Here is a 17,327-nt window from a genome sequence, read left to right as displayed (position 1 = left end):
CGACCGCCGGGGGCGGCGCCTCAGACCTTCGTCGCGGCGAAGGTCGCCGCCGCGTCGGCGTTCGCGGTGTAGCCGAGGTGGGCTCCCACGTCGCCGCCGTTCTCGCACACGGGGTCGCCGGTCGCGCAGAAGTCGATGGTGCGGCTCTGGTAGGTGCCGGTGACGCTCTTGCCGATGGCCCGGATCGGGTTGCCGAACAGCAGCACCGCGGAGACCCTCGGTTCGAGCGCGGCGGGGATGGTCGCCACGATGGGACTGCCGACCACCGCGCCCGCGCTGCTGATGCCGATGGAGTTGTCGACGACGTTCGCGCCCTGCGAATAGCCGACCAGGATGAAACGCTGGTTCGGGCAGGACGCCGCCTGACTCCTGACGTGGTTCACCAGATCCGTGTTGCCCTGCGCGGCCGACGTGAGAGAAAGGTCCGCGGGGTAGTTCACCTTGTAGCTGGACAGTGATTTGCCGGTGATTTTCTTCTGCAGCGCGGAATACACGGGGTCACCGACGATGAAGCCGAGCGTGCCCGGCTCGAAGGTGCCGCGAGCGGCGACGACGTCGATGTCCGTGCAGGCCGCGGCCGTGGCGGCGGGCGCCGAGACGGTGGCCAGTCCGGCCCCGCCGACCAGCGAGAGCGCGGCGAGACACAAGCGAATACGCATGGGGATCCTTTGAGGGTGGGGCGCGAGGAGCGCCTGCGGAAAGGACGTCCCGAAGCTATTCGCTGGGTCGTGCCGAGTGTTATGGATGGAAATTCAGGAATCAGTTTTCTTTTTGCGCGGAGGTGAGCGCGAGAATCAGGTCCAGACGGGTGCCGGGATCGTGCAGGGCGTCTCCGAAGAGTTTCTCCAACTGACGCAGGCGGTAGCGGACCGTCTGCGGATGGACATGGAGACGAGCGGCGACATCGGGCACGTTGCTGCCGCTGAGCAGCCACGCGAGGAGCGTCTCGGCCAGCCGGCCCCGCGGCCCTTCCGCCACCGCCTCCAGCGGGGCCAGCGCGCGTGCCTGGAGCCGCGCGAGCAGCGCTTCGTCGCTGTGCAGCAGCAGCGTCGACAGATGGTCGGCGCAGCGCACCACACCCTGCCGGGGCAGAATGCCGCGCCCCATCAGCCCGAGCGCCCGGACCGCCCAGTGCAGCGACCGGGCGGCCTCCGTGAGCGGAACCGACGGCCCGATCGCGGCCGGCAGCCCCCGCAGCGCGAGCGTGAACGCCCTGCCGCCGAAGCCGCCCGAGCCGTCCGGGTCGGGCACGAGCATCCGTGGTGGCCGGGACTCCATGTCCACCAGCGCCCCGGCGGCGGCCAACGGCCGCTCCTCCCGCCGGTCGGGCGAGGCCGCGAGGACGACGACCGCGACGTGCGTCGGCACGGACCACCGGGCGCCGTGCGCCAGGTCGCGCACCGCCTCCGGCGACACCGGCCTCTCGCCCAGCAACAGGGCGAGCAGCCGCCCTCGGCGCCGTTCCAGCTCGTCCGTGCCGCGCAGCTGCCCCTCCGCGTACCCCGCCGCCGCGGCCTCGGCCACCTCGTGCACCGTCCGGAACGCCAGTTCACCCAGCCTCGCCATGACCGAGGAGTCCAACCCGAGTTCCTCCGTCGTGCGGCCCAGCAGCCGCCAGGCGTGCAGCCCGCCGACCCGCAGCGCGGACTGCAGTGTTTCGAGGCTGTGGCCCTCCAGCGCCTCGCCCCGCCCCAGCTCGTGATAGATCGCGGCGATCGAGTCTCCCCGGCCGCGCGGATCGGCGATGTGGTCGACGAACAGGGTGAGCGCCTGCACGACCCCCGATCTGAGCAGTGCGCGGCTCGCTCCGTCGAGCGCCCGGGAGGCGTACTCCGGGACCTGTCTGCACACCTCCGCCTCCACCTGGTCGGCGACGTCCTTCAACTGTTCGCGCAGCAGTGTGACCAGTTCGGGCGGCACCGGGGCGGCACCGGGACCGTTCGGTACGCCGTACGGCGGGACGGGGGCAGCCACGGCGGACCCTCCTTTCACCCGGAAGCGACTCACCCGCGGGCTGACGCCCGTGGGGCGAGGGACAAGTCCTGGGTTCGACGGACGTCCCCTGCGCTCCGTTCCGTGCCCCGACGGCACCGGCCTCACGCCGGCACCCCCAGCGCACCGGCGAGCATCGGCCACGACGCCGTGAACTCCCGCTTCCAGTACGCCCAGCCGTGTCCCCCTCCCGCGTAGAAATGGGTTGTCACCGGGATGCGCAGCAGCGCCAGGGTGTCCGCGAACGCGTGGGCGGACGGCCAGAGCAGGCTCTCCAGCGCCTCGGGCAGCCAGTCGCCGATACCGCCGACCACTCCGCTGCCGCTCGACACGTACAGGGGAGTGCCGCGCAGCCCTGCCGCCCGGGAACGCGGGTTGAAGTCCCGCCAGGTGAGCACGTTCAGGACGGGGTTGCCCCACAGTGACAGGGGCGCGAGGTTCTCGCGGGCGACGATGGCGTCCATCAGGGGCGGCACGCCGGGTGCCGTCGTGTCGAGGATGCCGCTGTACGAGGCCGCCGCGGCGAAGGCCCCGGGGTGCCGGGCCGCGTGCGCCATGGCCCCGTAGCCGCCCGTCGAGACACCGGCCACCACCCGGACCCCGGACGCCCGGTACTGCCGGGCGAGCAGCGCCGGGACCTCCTCGACCTGGAACGTCTCGTAGTCCGGGCCGCTGCGCCAGGCGGTGGGAATGCCGGTCGGTCCCGCGTCCGGCATCGCCACGATCAGCTCCCGGCCCGCCGTGAACGCCTCGATGTCCGTCTCCCGGGTCCAGGACGTGTGGTCGTCGTGCGCGCCGTGGAGGAGGTACAGCACGGGATACGTCCGGGTCGGCTGCGCGTCGAAGGAGGAGGGGAGGATCAGCCGCACCGGGGCGCTGCGGCCCAGGGCCGCCGAGGGGAGGGAGACGTCGAGGGTCCGGGGGCCGAGGCGGGTGACGGGGGCGGGGGTTGTGGTCGTGGCGGCGGTCCGGCCGGTGCGCCGGGCGGGGGGCCGGGGCACGGTCGCCCCGGCGGTGCGGGTGGTCGCGGCACCGAGGAGGGCGGCCAGTCCGGTCACGGCGGCCGCTCTGGTGACGGCGCGGCGGGACGGCGCGGCGGCGCGGTCGGTGGGGTCGGTGGGGGCGATGGGCTCGGGCATGGCGGCTCTCCTCGGCTCGGTTCAGCGGTGGTCGTCGGCGAGCTCCCACCGCAGATGGGCGGCGATCTCGTCGACGTGCGGGGGGTCGAGCAGCGACAGATGGTGACCCGTGACCCGGACGACGGTCAGCCGCGGGCACACCTCGTCCCAGCCGAGCGCCTCGTCGTCGCGCTCGTACGCGGGGTCGCGCACGGTGTGCGGGGCGGGCTCGGTCGCCCGGTACAGCACCACCGGCCCGTCGTGGCGGCCCGGTCGGTGGGCCTCGCCTATCCGCAGGTCCACATAGGAGGACCGCTGGTGGTCGAGGGCCGCGCGCGGCACGTCGACGGCCTCGCGCAGGACCCGCAGCACCGTGTCGACCCGCTCGCTGTCGTCCCGCGTCGCGGCCAACTCGTCGTACGGCAGCTCCAGTTCGACCCCGTAGGTGTCGGCGACGTGGCGGGCGAAGCCGGTGAAATGGGCGCGGATCCGCTCGGCCGGTGTCTCCTCGGGGCGGGGGAGCGGCCGTACGGAATCGATGAGCACCACCCGCCGCACGTCCCGGCCGGCGGCAGTGAGCTGCCGGGCCGCCTCCTGCGCGACGAAGCCGCCGAACGACCAACCACCCAGCAGGCAGGGGCCGTCGGGATGCACGGCCGCCACGGCCTCGGCGTACCGCCGGGCCTTCTCGACGACCGTACGCGCCTCGTCGACCCGCTCCATCCCGTACACCGGCCGCTCCCCGCCCAGCCGTTCGACGAGACCCCGGTAGACGTCGGTGGTCCCTCCGGCGGCGTGGACGAGGAAGAGCGGGGGGCGGGAGCCGGAGGGCTGGAGGGGGCGGAGGAGGGGGTGGGTGGTGGTGCGCCGGGGCGGGAGGGGCGGGCGGAGCGGGCGGACGGACCGAGGCGGCGTGTGGGGGCCGGCGACGGTGGGTGGCGGAACCGGCTGCCGGACCTCCCCTTCCGGGGTCTCATCCCTCGACAGTGCCTGCTCGATGCGGGACGCCGTGGCCTCGATCGTGCCCGCGTTCAGGAGGTCGCGGAGGGGGAGGTCGATGGCCAGCTCGCGTTCGAGGGCGGTGCGGATGCGGACGGCCATCAGGGAGTCCAGGCCCAGGTCGGACAGGGCGGTGGCGGGGGTGATCCGGGTGGCAGGGTGCCCGGTGACCGCCGCGATGTGGTGACAGAGGCGGGCGGTGACAGAAGTGGGTCGGTCGGGATCCCCTGCTCTGGCGACGCCGAGGTCGTCGGCCGGGCCGGGGGCCGCGTTCTGGACGTGGCGACCGGGCACCCCATGGCTCTCCACCGTCACCCGGACCCCGCCGTCGTCGCGGCCTCCCTCGCCCTCCGCGACTGCCCGACCCGCCCGGCCGTCCGTCCACCAGTGCCGCGCGTGGCGCCAGCGCGGCGCGGGCAGGTCGATGACGCGGCCCGCAGGCAGCGGGAGCCGGGACCCGGCGGTGTGCAGGGTGCCCAGACGGCTCAGGAAGTCGGCCGAGGTGTCGGCGTCCCGGTGGAGCGTGCCGAGGGTGAGGGCGCCCGGCGCGTTGTCCGTGATCGCCCGGACCAGGACCGGGTGGGGCGAGAGTTCGACGAACGCGGTGTGGCCGTCGGCGGCGGCCGCGGCCACCGCCCGGTCGAGACGCACGGGCCGCCGCAGGTTGGCCGCCCAGTGCGCCGCGTCGAACACGCAGTCGCCACGCGGATCGTCCAGCACGGTCGAGTAGACCGGGAGCCGGGGGCACTCACCCCGAATGTCGGCCAGTTCCGCCGTCAGCTCCGGCAGCAGCGGGTCCACCTGGGCCGAATGACCCGCCCCGACCACCCGCATCGCCCGCGCGGCCCGCCCCTCCTTCTCCAGCCGCTCCACCAGCCGGGCCACCGACTCGCCCTCCCCGGTGACCACCTTCTGGCCGGGGGAGGAGTGCACGGCGACCTGGACACCTGGGAAGTCCCGCTCCAGCAGCGGGAGTTCGGCGTCATCGAGGTCCACCACCGCCATCGCCCCGCCCCGCAGCCCGCTGAGCAGCCTGGCCCGTACGGCCACCACCCGGGCCGCCTCCGACACCTCCAGCGCGCCCGCGCACACCGCCGCGGCCACCTCGCCCAGGGAGTGACCGATGACGGCGACCGGCTCGACACCGTAGGCGCGCCACAGCTCCGCGAGCGCCAACTGCATGCCCAGGAGGACGGGTTGGGCGACCTCAAGACGGTCGAGGTCGCCGCCGGAGGCCAGGTGCTCGTAGAGGGAGAGCCCGCATGCGGGGGCCAGTTGTCCGTCCAGTTTCTCCACGGCCGCGGCGAAGGCGGGCTCCTCGACGAGGAGCCGGCGGCCCATGCCGGCCCACTGGCTGCCGTACCCGGAGAACACCCACACCGGCCCGCGCCCCACGACATCCCGGTCGCCCACCAGTACCCGCGTGTGGGGCCGCCCGTCCGCCAACGCCCGCAGTCCGTCCGCCAGTTCGGCGCGGTCCGCGGCGACCACCGCCGCCCGCACCGGCCCCCAGCCCGTTCGCCCGGCGAGCGTGCGCGCCACGTCGGCGGGGTGCGCGGCGCCGCCCTCGGGCGTGTCCAGCCAGTCGGCGAGCAGGCCGGCGGTGTCGCGGACCCGGTCGGCGTCGAGGTCGGAGAGGAGATGGAGACGGGCCCGGGGTTCCTCGGCCGGGGGCGGCAGCAGGGCGCCCGGCCGCCATTCCTCCAGTACGGCGTGGGCGTTGGTGCCGCCGAACCCGAACCCGGAGACCCCGGCGGTGGCCGTACCCCCGTACCGGGGCCACGGCTCGGCCTCGGTCACGACCCGCAGCCGTGCGTCGGCGTCCAGAGCGCTGCCCTCGGCGCAGTGCAGCGAGGGCGGGATCAGGTCGTGGTGGAGCGCGAGCACCGTCTTCACCAGCCCGGCGATGCCCGCGGCGGACTCCAGATGGCCCAGGTTTCCCTTCACCGAGCCCAGGAGCAGGGGCTGGTCGGGGTCGCGGCCCGCACCGAGGACGGCGCCGAGCGCGCCCGCCTCGATGGGGTCACCGAGCGGGGTGCCGGTGCCGTGCGCCTCGACGTGGTCGATGTGCGAGGGGGAGAGCCCGGCACGCGCGTACGCGGTGCGCAACAGGGCTTGCTGGGCGGCCGGGTTGGGGGCCAGCAGGCCGTTGGAGCGTCCGTCGGAGTTGACGGCGGTGGCCCGGACGACGGCGAGGATCCGGTCGCCGTCCCGTTCGGCGTCGGACAGGCGTTTCAGCAGGACCGCCGCGCAGCCTTCGCCCCGGCCGATGCCGTCGGCCGCCTCGGAGAACGGTTTGCACCGGCCGTCCGGCGCGAGGGCACCCGCCCGCAGGAACGCGACGGTGACGGTCGGGGAGAGCAGCAGGTTCACCCCGGCGGCGATCGCGAGATCGCTCTCGCCCGTGCGCAGACTGACGCACGCCTGGTGCACGGCCACCAGCGACGACGAACACGCGGTGTCGACGGCCAGGCTCGGCCCCCGGGTGTCCAGGACGTACGCCAGCCGGCCCGCCGCCACGCTGAGCGCTCCGCCGGCCGGCGCCCAGGGGTCGACGGCGGCCGGGTCGGCGCCGGTGAGCTGCCCGTACTCGGGCGCGGAGACACCGACGAAGACGCCGGTGGCGCTGCCCGCGAGGGATTCGGCCGGGACGGCGGCGTGGTCGAGGGTCTCCCGCACGACCTCCAGGAGGATCCGCTGCTGCGGGTCCATCACCGCGGCCTCGCGCGGGGTGATACGGAAGAAGTCGGCGTCGAACCCGGCGATGTCGTCCAGGTAGCCGCCGTGCGGGAGCGCGTCGGCGGGCGGGTACGGCGTGAAGTCCCGCCACCGGTCCTCCGGGACGCGCCGGATCGCGTCGACACCGTCGAGGAGCGCCCGCCAGTACGCCGCCGGGCCGTGCACCCCACCCGGCAGCCGACACCCGACCCCGACGACCGCGACGGGCTCACCGGGCGCGGGGGCCTCCCGTGACGGGGCCGCCACGGGAGCGAGGCCCGCGCTCGGAGCGAGGCTCAGCGCCGGGGTGGGGCTCAGCGCCGGGGTGGGGCTCAGCGTCGGAGCGTGGCCTGCCGTCGGGATCCTGTCCGTCACCGGGGCGAGGCCCGCAGCCCGGATCCCGTCCGTCATCGGTGCGAGGTCCGCCGTCCCGTCGCACAGCCGGGCCACCAGCGCGTCCCCGGTGGGAGCCTCCCACAGCAGTGTCGCCGGCAGTTCGCGGCCCGTCGCCCGGGACAGTTCGCCGGCCAGTACGACCGCGTCCCGCGAGGACATCCCGAGATCCGCGAGCGGCCGGTCCATCGGCACGTCCTCGGCGGCCCCGCCGTGCCAGGCGGCTACCTGCGCCGCGATCAGCCGCCGCACCAGGCCATCCCGGCCGCCGGCGAAGACCGGTCGCGGACCGCCCGCGCCGGCCTCCCCGCTCCGGCTCGCGAGCCCGCTTCCGCTCCCCCTTCCGCTCCCGCTTCTGTGTGCGTCCGGGCTGCCGGCCTTGCTGCTGCCCCGGCCCTCGTCCTGGCCCCGGCCATGGCCCTGAGCCTCGCCCTCGCTCCCGCCCTCACCCACGACGCTCATCCCCCGACCCCCACCGCGTAGGCACCCGCCAGATAGCGCTCACGGGTCGACGCCCGTGCGACCTTTCCGCTGGACGTCCGGGGCACCGTCCCCGGCGGTACGAGGACGACGTCGGCGAGCCGCAGCCCGTGCCGGGCGGAGACGGCGGCGCGGACGGTGCGTACGAGGTCGGGCACGTCGATGTCGGCGAGCGGCACGGCCCGCGCGTGCTCCGCGACGACGACCACCCGTTCCCCGGTGCCGCCCGGCACGCCGAACGCGGCGAGCCGGTCGCGCCGTACGGCCTGATGCGCCTCCTGGGCCGTGGCCTCCACGTCCTGCGGGTAGTGGTTGCGCCCGTCGACGACGATGAGGTCCTTCAGCCGCCCGGTGACGATCAACTGCCCGTCCAGGACGGTCCCCAGGTCGCCGGTCCGCAGCCATCCGCCCGGACCGGACGCGGTATCGGCGAGCCGGGCACCGAAGACCCGCCGGGTCTGCCGGTCCTGGTTCCGGTAGCCCCGGCCGACGTTGGGGCCCTGTACCCAGATCTCGCCGACCTCGCCCTCGGCCAGCGCGACCCGGGACACCGGGTCGGCGATCCGCACCCGCTGGCCCGCCGGCGCGCCGCAGCCGGCCAGCAGCACCGCCCTCGGGTCCTCGGGGCGCGCGGGCAGGGCCTTGCCGGCGGCCAGGGCGTCCCGGTCGAGCGCGAATCCGCGCAGCGCCTCGCCGGGCCGGGCCGCGCTGACGAAGACGGTCGCCTCGGCCAGGCCGTACGACGGACAGTGCGTCCGCGGGGCGAGGCCCTGGGCGGCGAACGCGGCGTGGAAACGGTCGGCCGTGCCGGGACGGACCGGCTCGCTGCCGTTGATCAGCGCCATGACCCCGTCCAGGCGCAGCCCTGCCTTCTGTGCCTCGGTGACCGCCGAAGCGCAGTAGTCGTAGGCGAAGTTGGGCGCCGCGCTCAACGCGCGCGGATGGGCGGCCAGCAGCCGCAGCCAGCGCACGGGCTCGTGCAGGAACGCCACCGGGTCCATGAGCACCGACAGCAGCCCCCGCACCACCGGCGCCGCGACACTGAGTACCAGCCCCATGTCGTGGTAGAGCGGCAGCCAGCCCACACAGGTCGCCGGGTGCGCGTCGGCACCATAGGCGGACAGCGCCTGGCGGGCGTTGGCGACGACATTGGCATGGGTGATCTCGACCCCGGCCGGGGTGCGGGTCGAACCGGAGGTGTATTGGAGATAGGCGACGGCGGTGGCGTCGGGCGTGGAGGACGGCTCTCCGTCATCGGCGGCCGAGTCCGGGATCCGGTCCACGGCGACGACCCGAACCGCCCGGCCCTCGCACAACTCCCTTACGGCGTCCAGGACTTGGGCCGTCGTGACGACGACCGCCGGGGACGCGTCGGCCAGCACCGCCGACAGCCGGTCGCCCTGCCCGGGCAGACCGGGCGGATACAGCGGTACGGCGACCAGTCCGGCGGCGAGCGCCCCGAGGAAGGCGGTGACGTACTCCGTCCCCTGCGGGCACAGTACGGCGACCCGTTCCCCGGGCTCGGCCTCCGCGGCGAGCCGGGCGGCCACGGCCCGCATCCGCAGATCGAGCCGGCGCCAGGTCAGGGTGCGGTGGACGCCGCGCGACTGCGGCGCGGGATGGTCGACGAAGGTGAACGCCCGGCGGTCGGGGGTGGTCTCGGCCCAGTGCCGCACATACTCCGGCAGACTGCGGAAGGCGGGCGCGAGCGGGGGGCGGCGGCTGTCCATCGGGCATGGCTCCTCACGTCGCGGGACGGCTTGCGGTCACAGCGGTGATGGGGGACGGCGGTTACGGGGGAGGGCGGGTGGGGGTCGTGGGGACGGCGGACAGTGGTGAAGGGGGACGGGGTGGCGGGATCCGGCGGACTCGGCGTGCCCGGCGTGCCCGGCGCGCGCCCCGTGGGCCGCACTCGCGTGGGCGCGGCTCACGCGAGTGCGCGCTCGCACGTGGGCGTGCTCAGAGCGGGATGTTGCCGTGGCGCCGTTCCGGCATCGGGGCCCGCTTGCCGCGCAGGGCGCGCAGGGCGCGGCAGATGTGGGCACGGGTGTCGCGCGGGGCGATGACGGCGTCGACGTAGCCGCGCTCGGCGGCGAGGTACGGGGTCCCGTACGTGCTCTCGTACGCGGTGACCAGGCGGGCCCGCAGCGCCTCGGGGTCGGCGGCGGCGGCGAGTTCGCGGCGGTGCAGCACGCCCACCGCGCCCTCGGCGCCCATGACGGCGATCCGGGCGGTGGGCCACGCGAGGTTGATGTCTGCGCCCAGGTGCTTGGACCCCATCACCGCGTACCCGCCGCCGTACGCCTTGCGCACCACCACCGTCACCTTGGGGACGGTCGCCTCGGCGTACGCGTACAGCAGTTTGGCGCCGCGCCGGATGATGCCGGCCTGCTCCTGACGGACGCCGGACAGATAACCGGGGACGTCGGCGAAGGTCAGCAGGGGGATGCCGAACGCGTCGCAGAACCGCACGAACCGCGCGGCCTTCTCGGAGGCGTCGATGTCGAGGACCCCCGCCGAGCGCAGCGGCTGGTTGGCGACGACCCCGACCGTGGTTCCCTCGACGAGAGCCAGCGCGCAGATGATGTTCGGCGCGAACAGCTCCTGGATCTCCAGGAGTTCACCGTCGTCGACGACCGCGCGCAGCACGTCCCGCATGTCGTAGGCCTGACCGAGCCGGTCCGGCACCATCGTGTCGAGGCACGGCCCGGCGGGTGCGGCTCCCGGCGCGTACTGCGGGGGCCGCTCCAGGTTGTTGGCGGGCAGGTACGACAGCAGGTCGCGCACGGTGTCGAGGGCGTCGACCTCGTCGGCGGCGAGGAAGTGGGCGTTGCCGTTGACGGTGTTGCTGGTGCGGGCGCCGCCCAACTCCTCGGCGCTGGTGCGTTCGCCGGTGACCGTCTCGATGACGTCGGGGCCGGTGACGAACATGTGCGAGGCGCCCTCCACCATCACGGTGAAGTCGGTGATGGCCGGCGAGTACGCGGCCCCGCCCGCACAGGGGCCCAGCACGACCGAGATCTGCGGGATCACCCCGGACGCCTGGACGTTGCGGCGCACCAGTTCGGCGTAGAGGGCGAGGGAGGTGACGCCCTCCTGGATGCGGGCGCCGCCGCCGTCGTTCAGCCCGATGACCGGGCATCCGGTCTTCAGGGCGAGGTCCATCAGCGCGAGGGTCTTCTCCCCGAAGGCCTCGCCCATGCTGCCGCCGTACACGGTGGCGTCCTGGGCGAAGACACAGACCTGACGTCCGTCGATCGTGCCGTGCCCGGTGACCACCCCGTCGCCGTACGGGCGCCGTGCGTCGTCCCCGGTCGGCCGTGCCCGCACGAACAGGCCCGTCTCCGTGAACGAGCCCGCGTCCAGCAGCAGATCGATCCGTTCGCGGGCCCCGTACTCCCCGCGTCTCCTGGTCCCGCCCGGCGCGAGGGCCCGCGTCCGACGCCCCTCCAACTCGGCGATGCGATCGGCGGTCCGGTCGGGTGCCGGGTCGACGGGCCGGTCGGGTGCCTGGTCGACGGGCCGGTTGGGTGCCTGGTCGACGGTGTGTGCGCGGACCGGCTCGGGTTCCCGTGCCGGAACCGGCTCGGGCACTCGGCCGGGCGTACGTTCCGCCACCTGCCCCGCCCGGGATGTCGTCACCTCTAGTGTCACAGCCACCTCCGAAGTGGCTTTCGAATATGGCAGCGGAGGAGGGCCCGACCCGGCCGATCCCCGTTCTGTGTGCGGGAGATGAGTCCCGCGGGGCCGGGGTTCGTCCGTGGGTGACAAGGGCCCGGGTGCGACTCGGGTGTTCCGGACGGATGGCCGTAATCACGCTTCACTTGAGGGTTCAACGATGCCAGGATCTCGGGCCCCCGAGCACGCCCCACCGTCCTCGAAAGGCATCGACATGCGCCCTCGGCTCACCCTCCTCGCCGCCGCGACCGCCACCGCCACCGCCCTCCTGACGGTGGCCCCCGCACCGGCGTACGCCAGTGTCCGGCCCGGCGTCACCTACTCCGGCGAAGGCACCTTCTACGGCGCGACCGGCGTAGGGAACTGCCTCTACGACGCCACCGGCGACATCGCCATCGCGGCCCTCAACCACACCGACTACGACAACGCCCGCATGTGCGGCGCGTTCATCCGGGTCAAGGGCCCGCGCGGCGAGCTGACGGTGAGGATCGTCGACCGCTGTCCGGAGTGCCGCCCCGGCGACGTCGACCTCGGACAGCAGGCCTTCGCCCGCATCGCCGACCCCGTGGCCGGCCGGGTGCCGATCAGCTGGACGCTGGTGAGCCCTGACCTGGCCGGGCCCGTCTCCTACCGCTACAAGGAGGGTTCCACCCAGTGGTGGTGCGGCATCCAGGTCCGCAACCACCGCAACCCCGTCGCTGCCCTGGAGGTCCGCACCGGCACCACCTGGCGGCAACTCCCGCGCCAGGAGTACAACTACTTCGTCTCGGGGGACGGCGCCGGCTGCGGCTCCGACATCCGTGTCACGGACATCCACGGCCAGACCCTCACCGACACCGGCATCACCCTCACCCCGAACATCGACCAGCCGGGCCGCGCCCAGTTCACCAAGCGCTGACCCGTGGGAAGGGTCTGATCGACGAACGCACGGGTGTCGCTCCGCAGGTGAGGTGTCGGCGCGGTGCCGAGGGCGCGGTGCCCGCTCCGCGGTGCCCGCTCCGCGGTGCCCGCTCCGCGGTGCCCGCTCCGCGGTGCCCGCTCCGCGGTGCCCGCTCCGCGGTGCCCGCTCCGCGGTGCCCGCTCCGCGGTGCCCGCTTGCGTGCTGGTCAGTGCGCCGCCCCGGTGTCCCCTTCGTGCTCGATGCCCAGGAGGGCGAGGGCGTTGTGGATGCCCTGTTCGAGGACTTGATCGGCGAGCTGGGGGTCGGCGAGGGCCCGTGAGAGCTGGAGTGTGCCGGCCATCATGGCGTACGAGCTCAGTGCCATGGGGCGGACCGAGAGCGGGTCGCCCGGCGCCAGGCGGGTGGCGATGCCGTCGGCGACCATCAGTACGCCGTCGGTGTAAGCCTGCTTGGTCGGGTGGGTGCAGCGCCCTATCTCGTCGAGCAGGGCGGCGGAGGGGCAGCCGACGTCACGGCTGTCACGGTGCCAGGGGGACAGATACCAGCGCACGATCTGTTCGAGGCCGGCGCGGCCCGGTTCCGCGTGCGCGACGATGATCGCGTTCTGGGTCTGCAACTGGTCGGCGATCGTGGTGGCCACGAGGTCGTCCTTGGATGCGAAGTGGGTGTAGAAGGCGCCGTTGGTCAGTCCGGCGTCCTTCATGAGCGCCGTGATGCCCGAGCCGTCGATGCCGGACTCCTTGAAGCGGCGGCCCGCCGTCTCGATGATCCTCTGCCGGGTGGCCTGCTTGTGCTCTTTCCTGTATCGCACCACACACTCCTCTGCGCGCCGGGAGGGCCTCTCGCCGGCCGTCGGCTCCTCCAAGGTATTGTATTGTGAACGTAATTCAATAGCTCTGAATGGGCACCCGTGCGCAACCCCAGGGGCGTCGCCGACGGCCGCGACGGCGTGGTCCGCCTGGGACGCGACCGCCACCGCCTCAGACAGTTCCGCCTCGCCGCCCTTGGCGGGCAGGGTCGACCGGACCGGGGCCGAACGCAGCGGCCGTACGCACAGCTCGCTGTCCTCAAGGGCCCCGGGTGGCGCGCCGTGATGCGATCCCGGCCACTCCGCGCGCACGGAGCTTTCGCAGGCCCACGGTGTTCTGGCCGAAGTCGAGGGGAAGGGGGCCCGGAAGCGCCGCGTCGGATCCGCCGCAGGCTTGACCGTCGTTGCCGCCGCTCCGGGGCCGGGCGCCCAAGCCTCGCCGGTCGCGATCAGCGTCTCGCGGTCGTCGACGTAGATGGGCCGCTCCTGCCCTGGTAGTGCGTTGCGCTATGCGCCATGACGCTCGGCGGAACTCGGGATTCCACGACTGTGCATCGTTCGGCTCCACCACTTGCACCACGATAAAAGTACGGTCATACTTCAATGGTCGACGGGTTGTTCAGGGGCCTGATCCAAGGGGTTTCCCGCTTCCGGGGCCTCCTCTGACCGCCGACTCCGGACTGCAGTCGCAGCCGGGAGACCGGGAACCGCTCCGCGCCCACCTGCGAGGAAGCAGAAATCGGCGCACGGTGGCGCTGACCCACACATCGAAGGGCACGACCGTGAACGCACACGAAACACATGGTGACGTGGTGACGTCGTACAAGAACGCGCAGACCCGCACCGTCACCGCCGACGGAGTGACCTTCGCCTACCGCGACCTCGGTCCCCGGACCGGCATGCCGGTCATCTTCATCACCCACCTCGCCGCGGTCCTGGACAACTGGGACCCCCGGGTCGTCGACGGCATCGCCGCCAAGCACCGGGTGATCACGTTCGACAACAGGGGCGTGGGCGCGTCCAGCGGCGAGACGCCGAAGACCATCGAGGAGATGGCCAAGGACGCCGTCACCTTCATCCGGGCGCTGGGGTTCGAGCAGGTCGACGTCCTCAGCTTCTCGATGGGCGGCATGATCGCCCAGGTGATCGCCGAGACGGACCCGCAGCTCATCCGCAGGCTGATCCTCGCGGGCACCGGTCCGGCCGGAGGTGAGGGCATCAAGAACGTGACCCGGATCTCCCACTACGACACCGTCCGGGCGCTGCTCACCTTCCAGGACGTGAAGCAGTTCCTCTTCTTCACCCGCACCCCGAACGGGATTCGGGCTGGCAAGCAGTTCCTGGCCCGCCTGAAGGAGCGCACCAAGGACCGGGACAAGGCGATCCGCCTCACCTCCTACTTCTCCCAGCTCAAGGCCATCCACCGCTGGGGGCTCGCACAGCCGCAGGATCTCTCCCGCATCCAGCAGCCCGTGCTCGTCGCCAACGGTGACGACGACAGGATGGTTCCGACGTCGAACTCGTACGACATGGACCGGCGACTGCCGAACTCCGAACTGGTGATCTACCCCGACGGCGGGCACGGCGGCATCTTCCAGTACCACGAGCAGTTCGTGCCGACGGCACTCGAGTTCTTCGGCCGGCCGTAGGGCCGCGGTGCGGTCTGCGTACGGGGCCGAGGACGCTGACTCAGAGCCGTGACGCCCGCCGGGCGTCACGGCTCTCGTCACATGTTCGACGACATTGGCCTGCTCGCCTCTCGGTCCTGGGGTGCCGAGGCGGTTGCCGTGCAGGACGGCGATGCGGAGACCGTTCGACGTCCCGTTCGGCCACCAGGCCCAGGCCCAGGTGCAGCCCTGCACCGGCGCTATGGCGTATTTCGAACGGGCTCAGAGTCACTCGCCGTACGGCCGGAGGTCCCCCCGCCGGCGTCCCGGCCAGTGCCGGGTCAGCCGGCCGGTGCTGACGCGGACGGGCATCGCGCGATGGCGAGGGCGTTCTCGATTCCCTGCTCGAGGACCTCGTCGGAGAACTTCCGGTCGGAGAGCGCGCGGGACAGCTGAAGTGTGCCCACCGCCAGGGTGTAGAGCCCGATGGCCCGACCGCGGGCGGACTGGGGACTCTCGGGTGCCAGGCGGGCGGCGAGCTCGTCCACGATGGCTTTGGCGCCGTCGGTGTAGGCGTCCTTGGTCGCGTCACCGCAGCGGCCGATCTCGTCGAGCAGGGCTGCGGACGGGCAGCCGTCGCCGGGGTTGTCCCGGTGCTCGGGTGACAGATACGCGCGGATGAAATCTTCCAGTCCCTCGCGGCCGGGCCGCAGCGTGTCGTACTGCTTCACCTGCGCGCGCAGCTGCTCGGCGACGACGTGGGCGACGAGGTCGTCCTTGGACTCGAAGTGGGCGTAGAAGGCGCCGTTGGTCAGTCCGGCGTCGGACATCAGCGTGGAGATGCCGGAGCCGTCGATGCCGTCCTGCTTGAACCGGTGACCGGCGGTCTCGATGATCCGCTGCCGCGTCACCTGCTTGTGCTCCTTGGTGTAGCGAGCCACAGGGTTCCTCCCCAACTTTGCCGGACCATTGCTTTTACATCTCATCCTAATCCATGGCCTGACGCACGTAATATTATGATCGACAGGTGATTGTTGGCGGATCACCGCCCAGCAGACGGCCGGCCCGGCGCGACCGCCCGCGTCCGCAGCACCGGGATCACCTATGCCGCCCTCGACGCGGCCGCCGACCGTGTCGCGAATCTGCTCGTCGCGCGGGGGATCCAGCCGGGTGAAGCCGGCGTCGCGGTCGTGCCGCTGAACGTACTGCTCGGGCCGTCCAGTTCGTCGACGAACTGCCCCTGACCTCCACCGGCAAGATCCTCAAGCGCCAACTCTCCTGATCAGGCCGGCTGCCTCGGCCCAGGCGGCAGAGCGAGGCGGCAAAAGCGGGCAGTCGTCCCTGAGGTGGGCCCGGATGCGATGGCAACCGCTCGCGTAGCGAGCGCATGTTCACCGCTGCCTGGCTGCGCCGTGCGTACGCCGAAGTGCCCGAGGAAGACGACTTCCTCGGGCACTGGCGCTCTGGTCAGGCGGAGTAGGTGGGGTAGTCGGTGTAGCCGGCCGCGCCGCCGCCGTAGAAGGTGGCGGGGTCGGGGTCGTTCAGGGGCGCGCCGGCGCGTACGCGTTCGACCAGGTCGGGGTTGGCGAGAGCCATCGAGCCCACGGTGATGACGTCGGCGACGCCGTTGTCGATGTCCTTGGCGCGGGTGGCGATGTCGGTGCCGGCGCGGTTGAGGAGCAGCGTGTTCGGCCACAACGTGCGCAGCGTGCCCAGGAGTTCCTCGTCGCCGCCGTGGGCGAGGTGCAGGTAGGCGAGGTCGAGGGGGGCGAGGGCGCGCACGAGGTGCGGGTAGAGCTCGTGGGTGTCGTGCTCCGTGAGGTCGCCGAGCTGGAAGGGGTTGCCGGGGGAGAGGCGGATGCCGGTGCGGTCGGCGCCGATCTCGTCGGCCACGGCGGTGGCGACCTCCACCGCGAAGCGGATGCGGTTGTCGAGGGAGCCGCCGTACTGGTCGGTGCGCTGGTTGGTGCTGGGGAAGAGGAACTGGTGGACCAGGTAGCCGTTGGCGCCGTGGATCTCGACGCCGTCGGCGCCGGCCGCGATGGCGGCAGCGGCGGCGCGCCGGAAGTCGTCGACCGTCGCGGCGACCTCCTCGGTGGACAGGGCGCGCGGCTCCGGCATGTCCTGCATCCCGGAGCCGGTGAACGTCTGGCCTGCCGGCTTGATCGCGGAGGGGGCCACCGGCTGCCGGTGGTGGGGGGTGTTGTCGGGGTGGGAGATCCGCCCGACGTGCATGAGCTGGATGACGATGCGTCCGCCGGCCTGGTGCACGGCGTCGGTGACCTTCCGCCAGCCCTCGATGTGCTCGACCGTGTAGATGCCCGGGGTCACCGGGTAGCCCTGGCCGTCGGCGGAGGGCTGGGTGCCCTCGGTGATGATGAGGGCGTGCGAGGCGCGCTGGGCGTAGTACAAGGCGTTGAGCTCGGTCGGCACGCCGTCCGGGGTGGCCCTGCTGCGGGTCAGGGGGGACATCGCCAGACGGTGCGGCAGGGAGATCTTTCCGGCGACGGTCGGGGTCCACAGGCTGTCGAGCATGCGTGCTTCCTCAGATTGTTGGTGGCGGACATCCGCAGACCCGAGTTCCGGGCTGTGAATCCGATGAGGCATCCGCCATGAGCATGGATACGTTGCAT

General features: G+C 72.9%; 12 protein-coding genes. 3 read left to right on the top strand and 9 right to left on the bottom strand.

Annotated elements, in window-relative coordinates; genetic code table 11:
* Positions 1–20 precede the first annotated feature (20 nt).
* The 6 genes from L3078_RS06915 to L3078_RS06890 all read right to left on the bottom strand — a co-directional run bounded on the left by L3078_RS06915 (position 21) and on the right by L3078_RS06890 (position 11,162).
* Positions 21–659, bottom strand: coding sequence for a cutinase family protein (locus L3078_RS06915; protein ID WP_239752058.1), 639 nt, complete (start codon positions 657–659; stop codon positions 21–23).
* Between the two features lie 100 nt (positions 660–759).
* Positions 760–1,974 (bottom strand): PucR family transcriptional regulator, encoded by a 1,215-nt coding sequence (locus tag L3078_RS06910; protein WP_239752056.1) that lies wholly within the window; start codon positions 1,972–1,974, stop codon positions 760–762.
* 122 nt (positions 1,975–2,096) lie between these two features.
* Positions 2,097–3,131: an alpha/beta hydrolase gene (locus L3078_RS06905; protein ID WP_239752055.1), complete on the bottom strand. Its 1,035-nt coding sequence runs from the start codon at positions 3,129–3,131 to the stop codon at positions 2,097–2,099.
* Between the two features lie 21 nt (positions 3,132–3,152).
* A complete protein-coding gene (locus L3078_RS06900; RefSeq protein WP_239752053.1) occupies positions 3,153–7,682 on the bottom strand; it encodes a type I polyketide synthase in 4,530 nt (1,509 codons plus the stop codon).
* On the bottom strand, positions 7,679–9,430 hold the full coding sequence (locus L3078_RS06895; RefSeq protein WP_239752051.1) for a fatty acyl-AMP ligase: 1,752 nt from the start codon (positions 9,428–9,430) through the stop codon (positions 7,679–7,681). The genes L3078_RS06900 and L3078_RS06895 overlap by 4 nt, the downstream gene beginning before the upstream one ends.
* A 229-nt stretch (positions 9,431–9,659) precedes the next feature.
* Positions 9,660–11,162: an acyl-CoA carboxylase subunit beta gene (locus tag L3078_RS06890; protein WP_239760238.1), complete on the bottom strand. Its 1,503-nt coding sequence runs from the start codon at positions 11,160–11,162 to the stop codon at positions 9,660–9,662.
* 376 nt (positions 11,163–11,538) lie between these two features.
* On the opposite strand from L3078_RS06890, the gene L3078_RS06885 reads away from it, so the two are divergent.
* The gene (locus tag L3078_RS06885; protein ID WP_239752049.1) at positions 11,539–12,276 is read left to right on the top strand and encodes an expansin EXLX1 family cellulose-binding protein; all 738 of its coding nucleotides are present in this window, start codon (positions 11,539–11,541) and stop codon (positions 12,274–12,276) included.
* Positions 12,277–12,484: 208 nt separating this feature from the next.
* Here the strand turns inward: L3078_RS06885 and L3078_RS06880 are convergent, their stop codons facing one another.
* Positions 12,485–13,093, bottom strand: coding sequence for a TetR/AcrR family transcriptional regulator (locus tag L3078_RS06880; protein ID WP_239752047.1), 609 nt, complete (start codon positions 13,091–13,093; stop codon positions 12,485–12,487).
* A gap of 776 nt (positions 13,094–13,869) precedes the next feature.
* Here L3078_RS06880 and L3078_RS06875 point away from each other — a divergent pair.
* Positions 13,870–14,736 (top strand): alpha/beta fold hydrolase, encoded by an 867-nt coding sequence (locus L3078_RS06875; protein WP_239752043.1) that lies wholly within the window; start codon positions 13,870–13,872, stop codon positions 14,734–14,736.
* Between the two features lie 299 nt (positions 14,737–15,035).
* On the opposite strand, the gene L3078_RS06870 is transcribed toward L3078_RS06875, so the two are convergent.
* Positions 15,036–15,635 carry a TetR/AcrR family transcriptional regulator gene (locus tag L3078_RS06870; protein WP_239752042.1) on the bottom strand — a complete coding sequence of 200 codons (600 nt, stop codon included), beginning with the start codon at positions 15,633–15,635 and terminating at the stop codon, positions 15,036–15,038.
* A 90-nt stretch (positions 15,636–15,725) separates the two neighbouring features.
* On the opposite strand from L3078_RS06870, the gene L3078_RS06865 reads away from it, so the two are divergent.
* A complete protein-coding gene (locus L3078_RS06865) occupies positions 15,726–15,938 on the top strand; it encodes a long-chain fatty acid--CoA ligase (RefSeq protein WP_239752039.1) in 213 nt (70 codons plus the stop codon).
* A gap of 223 nt (positions 15,939–16,161) precedes the next feature.
* Here the strand turns inward: L3078_RS06865 and L3078_RS06860 are convergent, their stop codons facing one another.
* Positions 16,162–17,229 (bottom strand): alkene reductase, encoded by a 1,068-nt coding sequence (locus tag L3078_RS06860; RefSeq protein ID WP_239752037.1) that lies wholly within the window; start codon positions 17,227–17,229, stop codon positions 16,162–16,164.
* Positions 17,230–17,327: the final 98 nt, after the last annotated feature.

This window comes from Streptomyces deccanensis (genome assembly GCF_022385335.1).
GTDB lineage: Bacteria > Actinomycetota > Actinomycetes > Streptomycetales > Streptomycetaceae > Streptomyces > Streptomyces deccanensis.
This window is presented reverse-complemented; position numbering and strand designations above follow the sequence as displayed.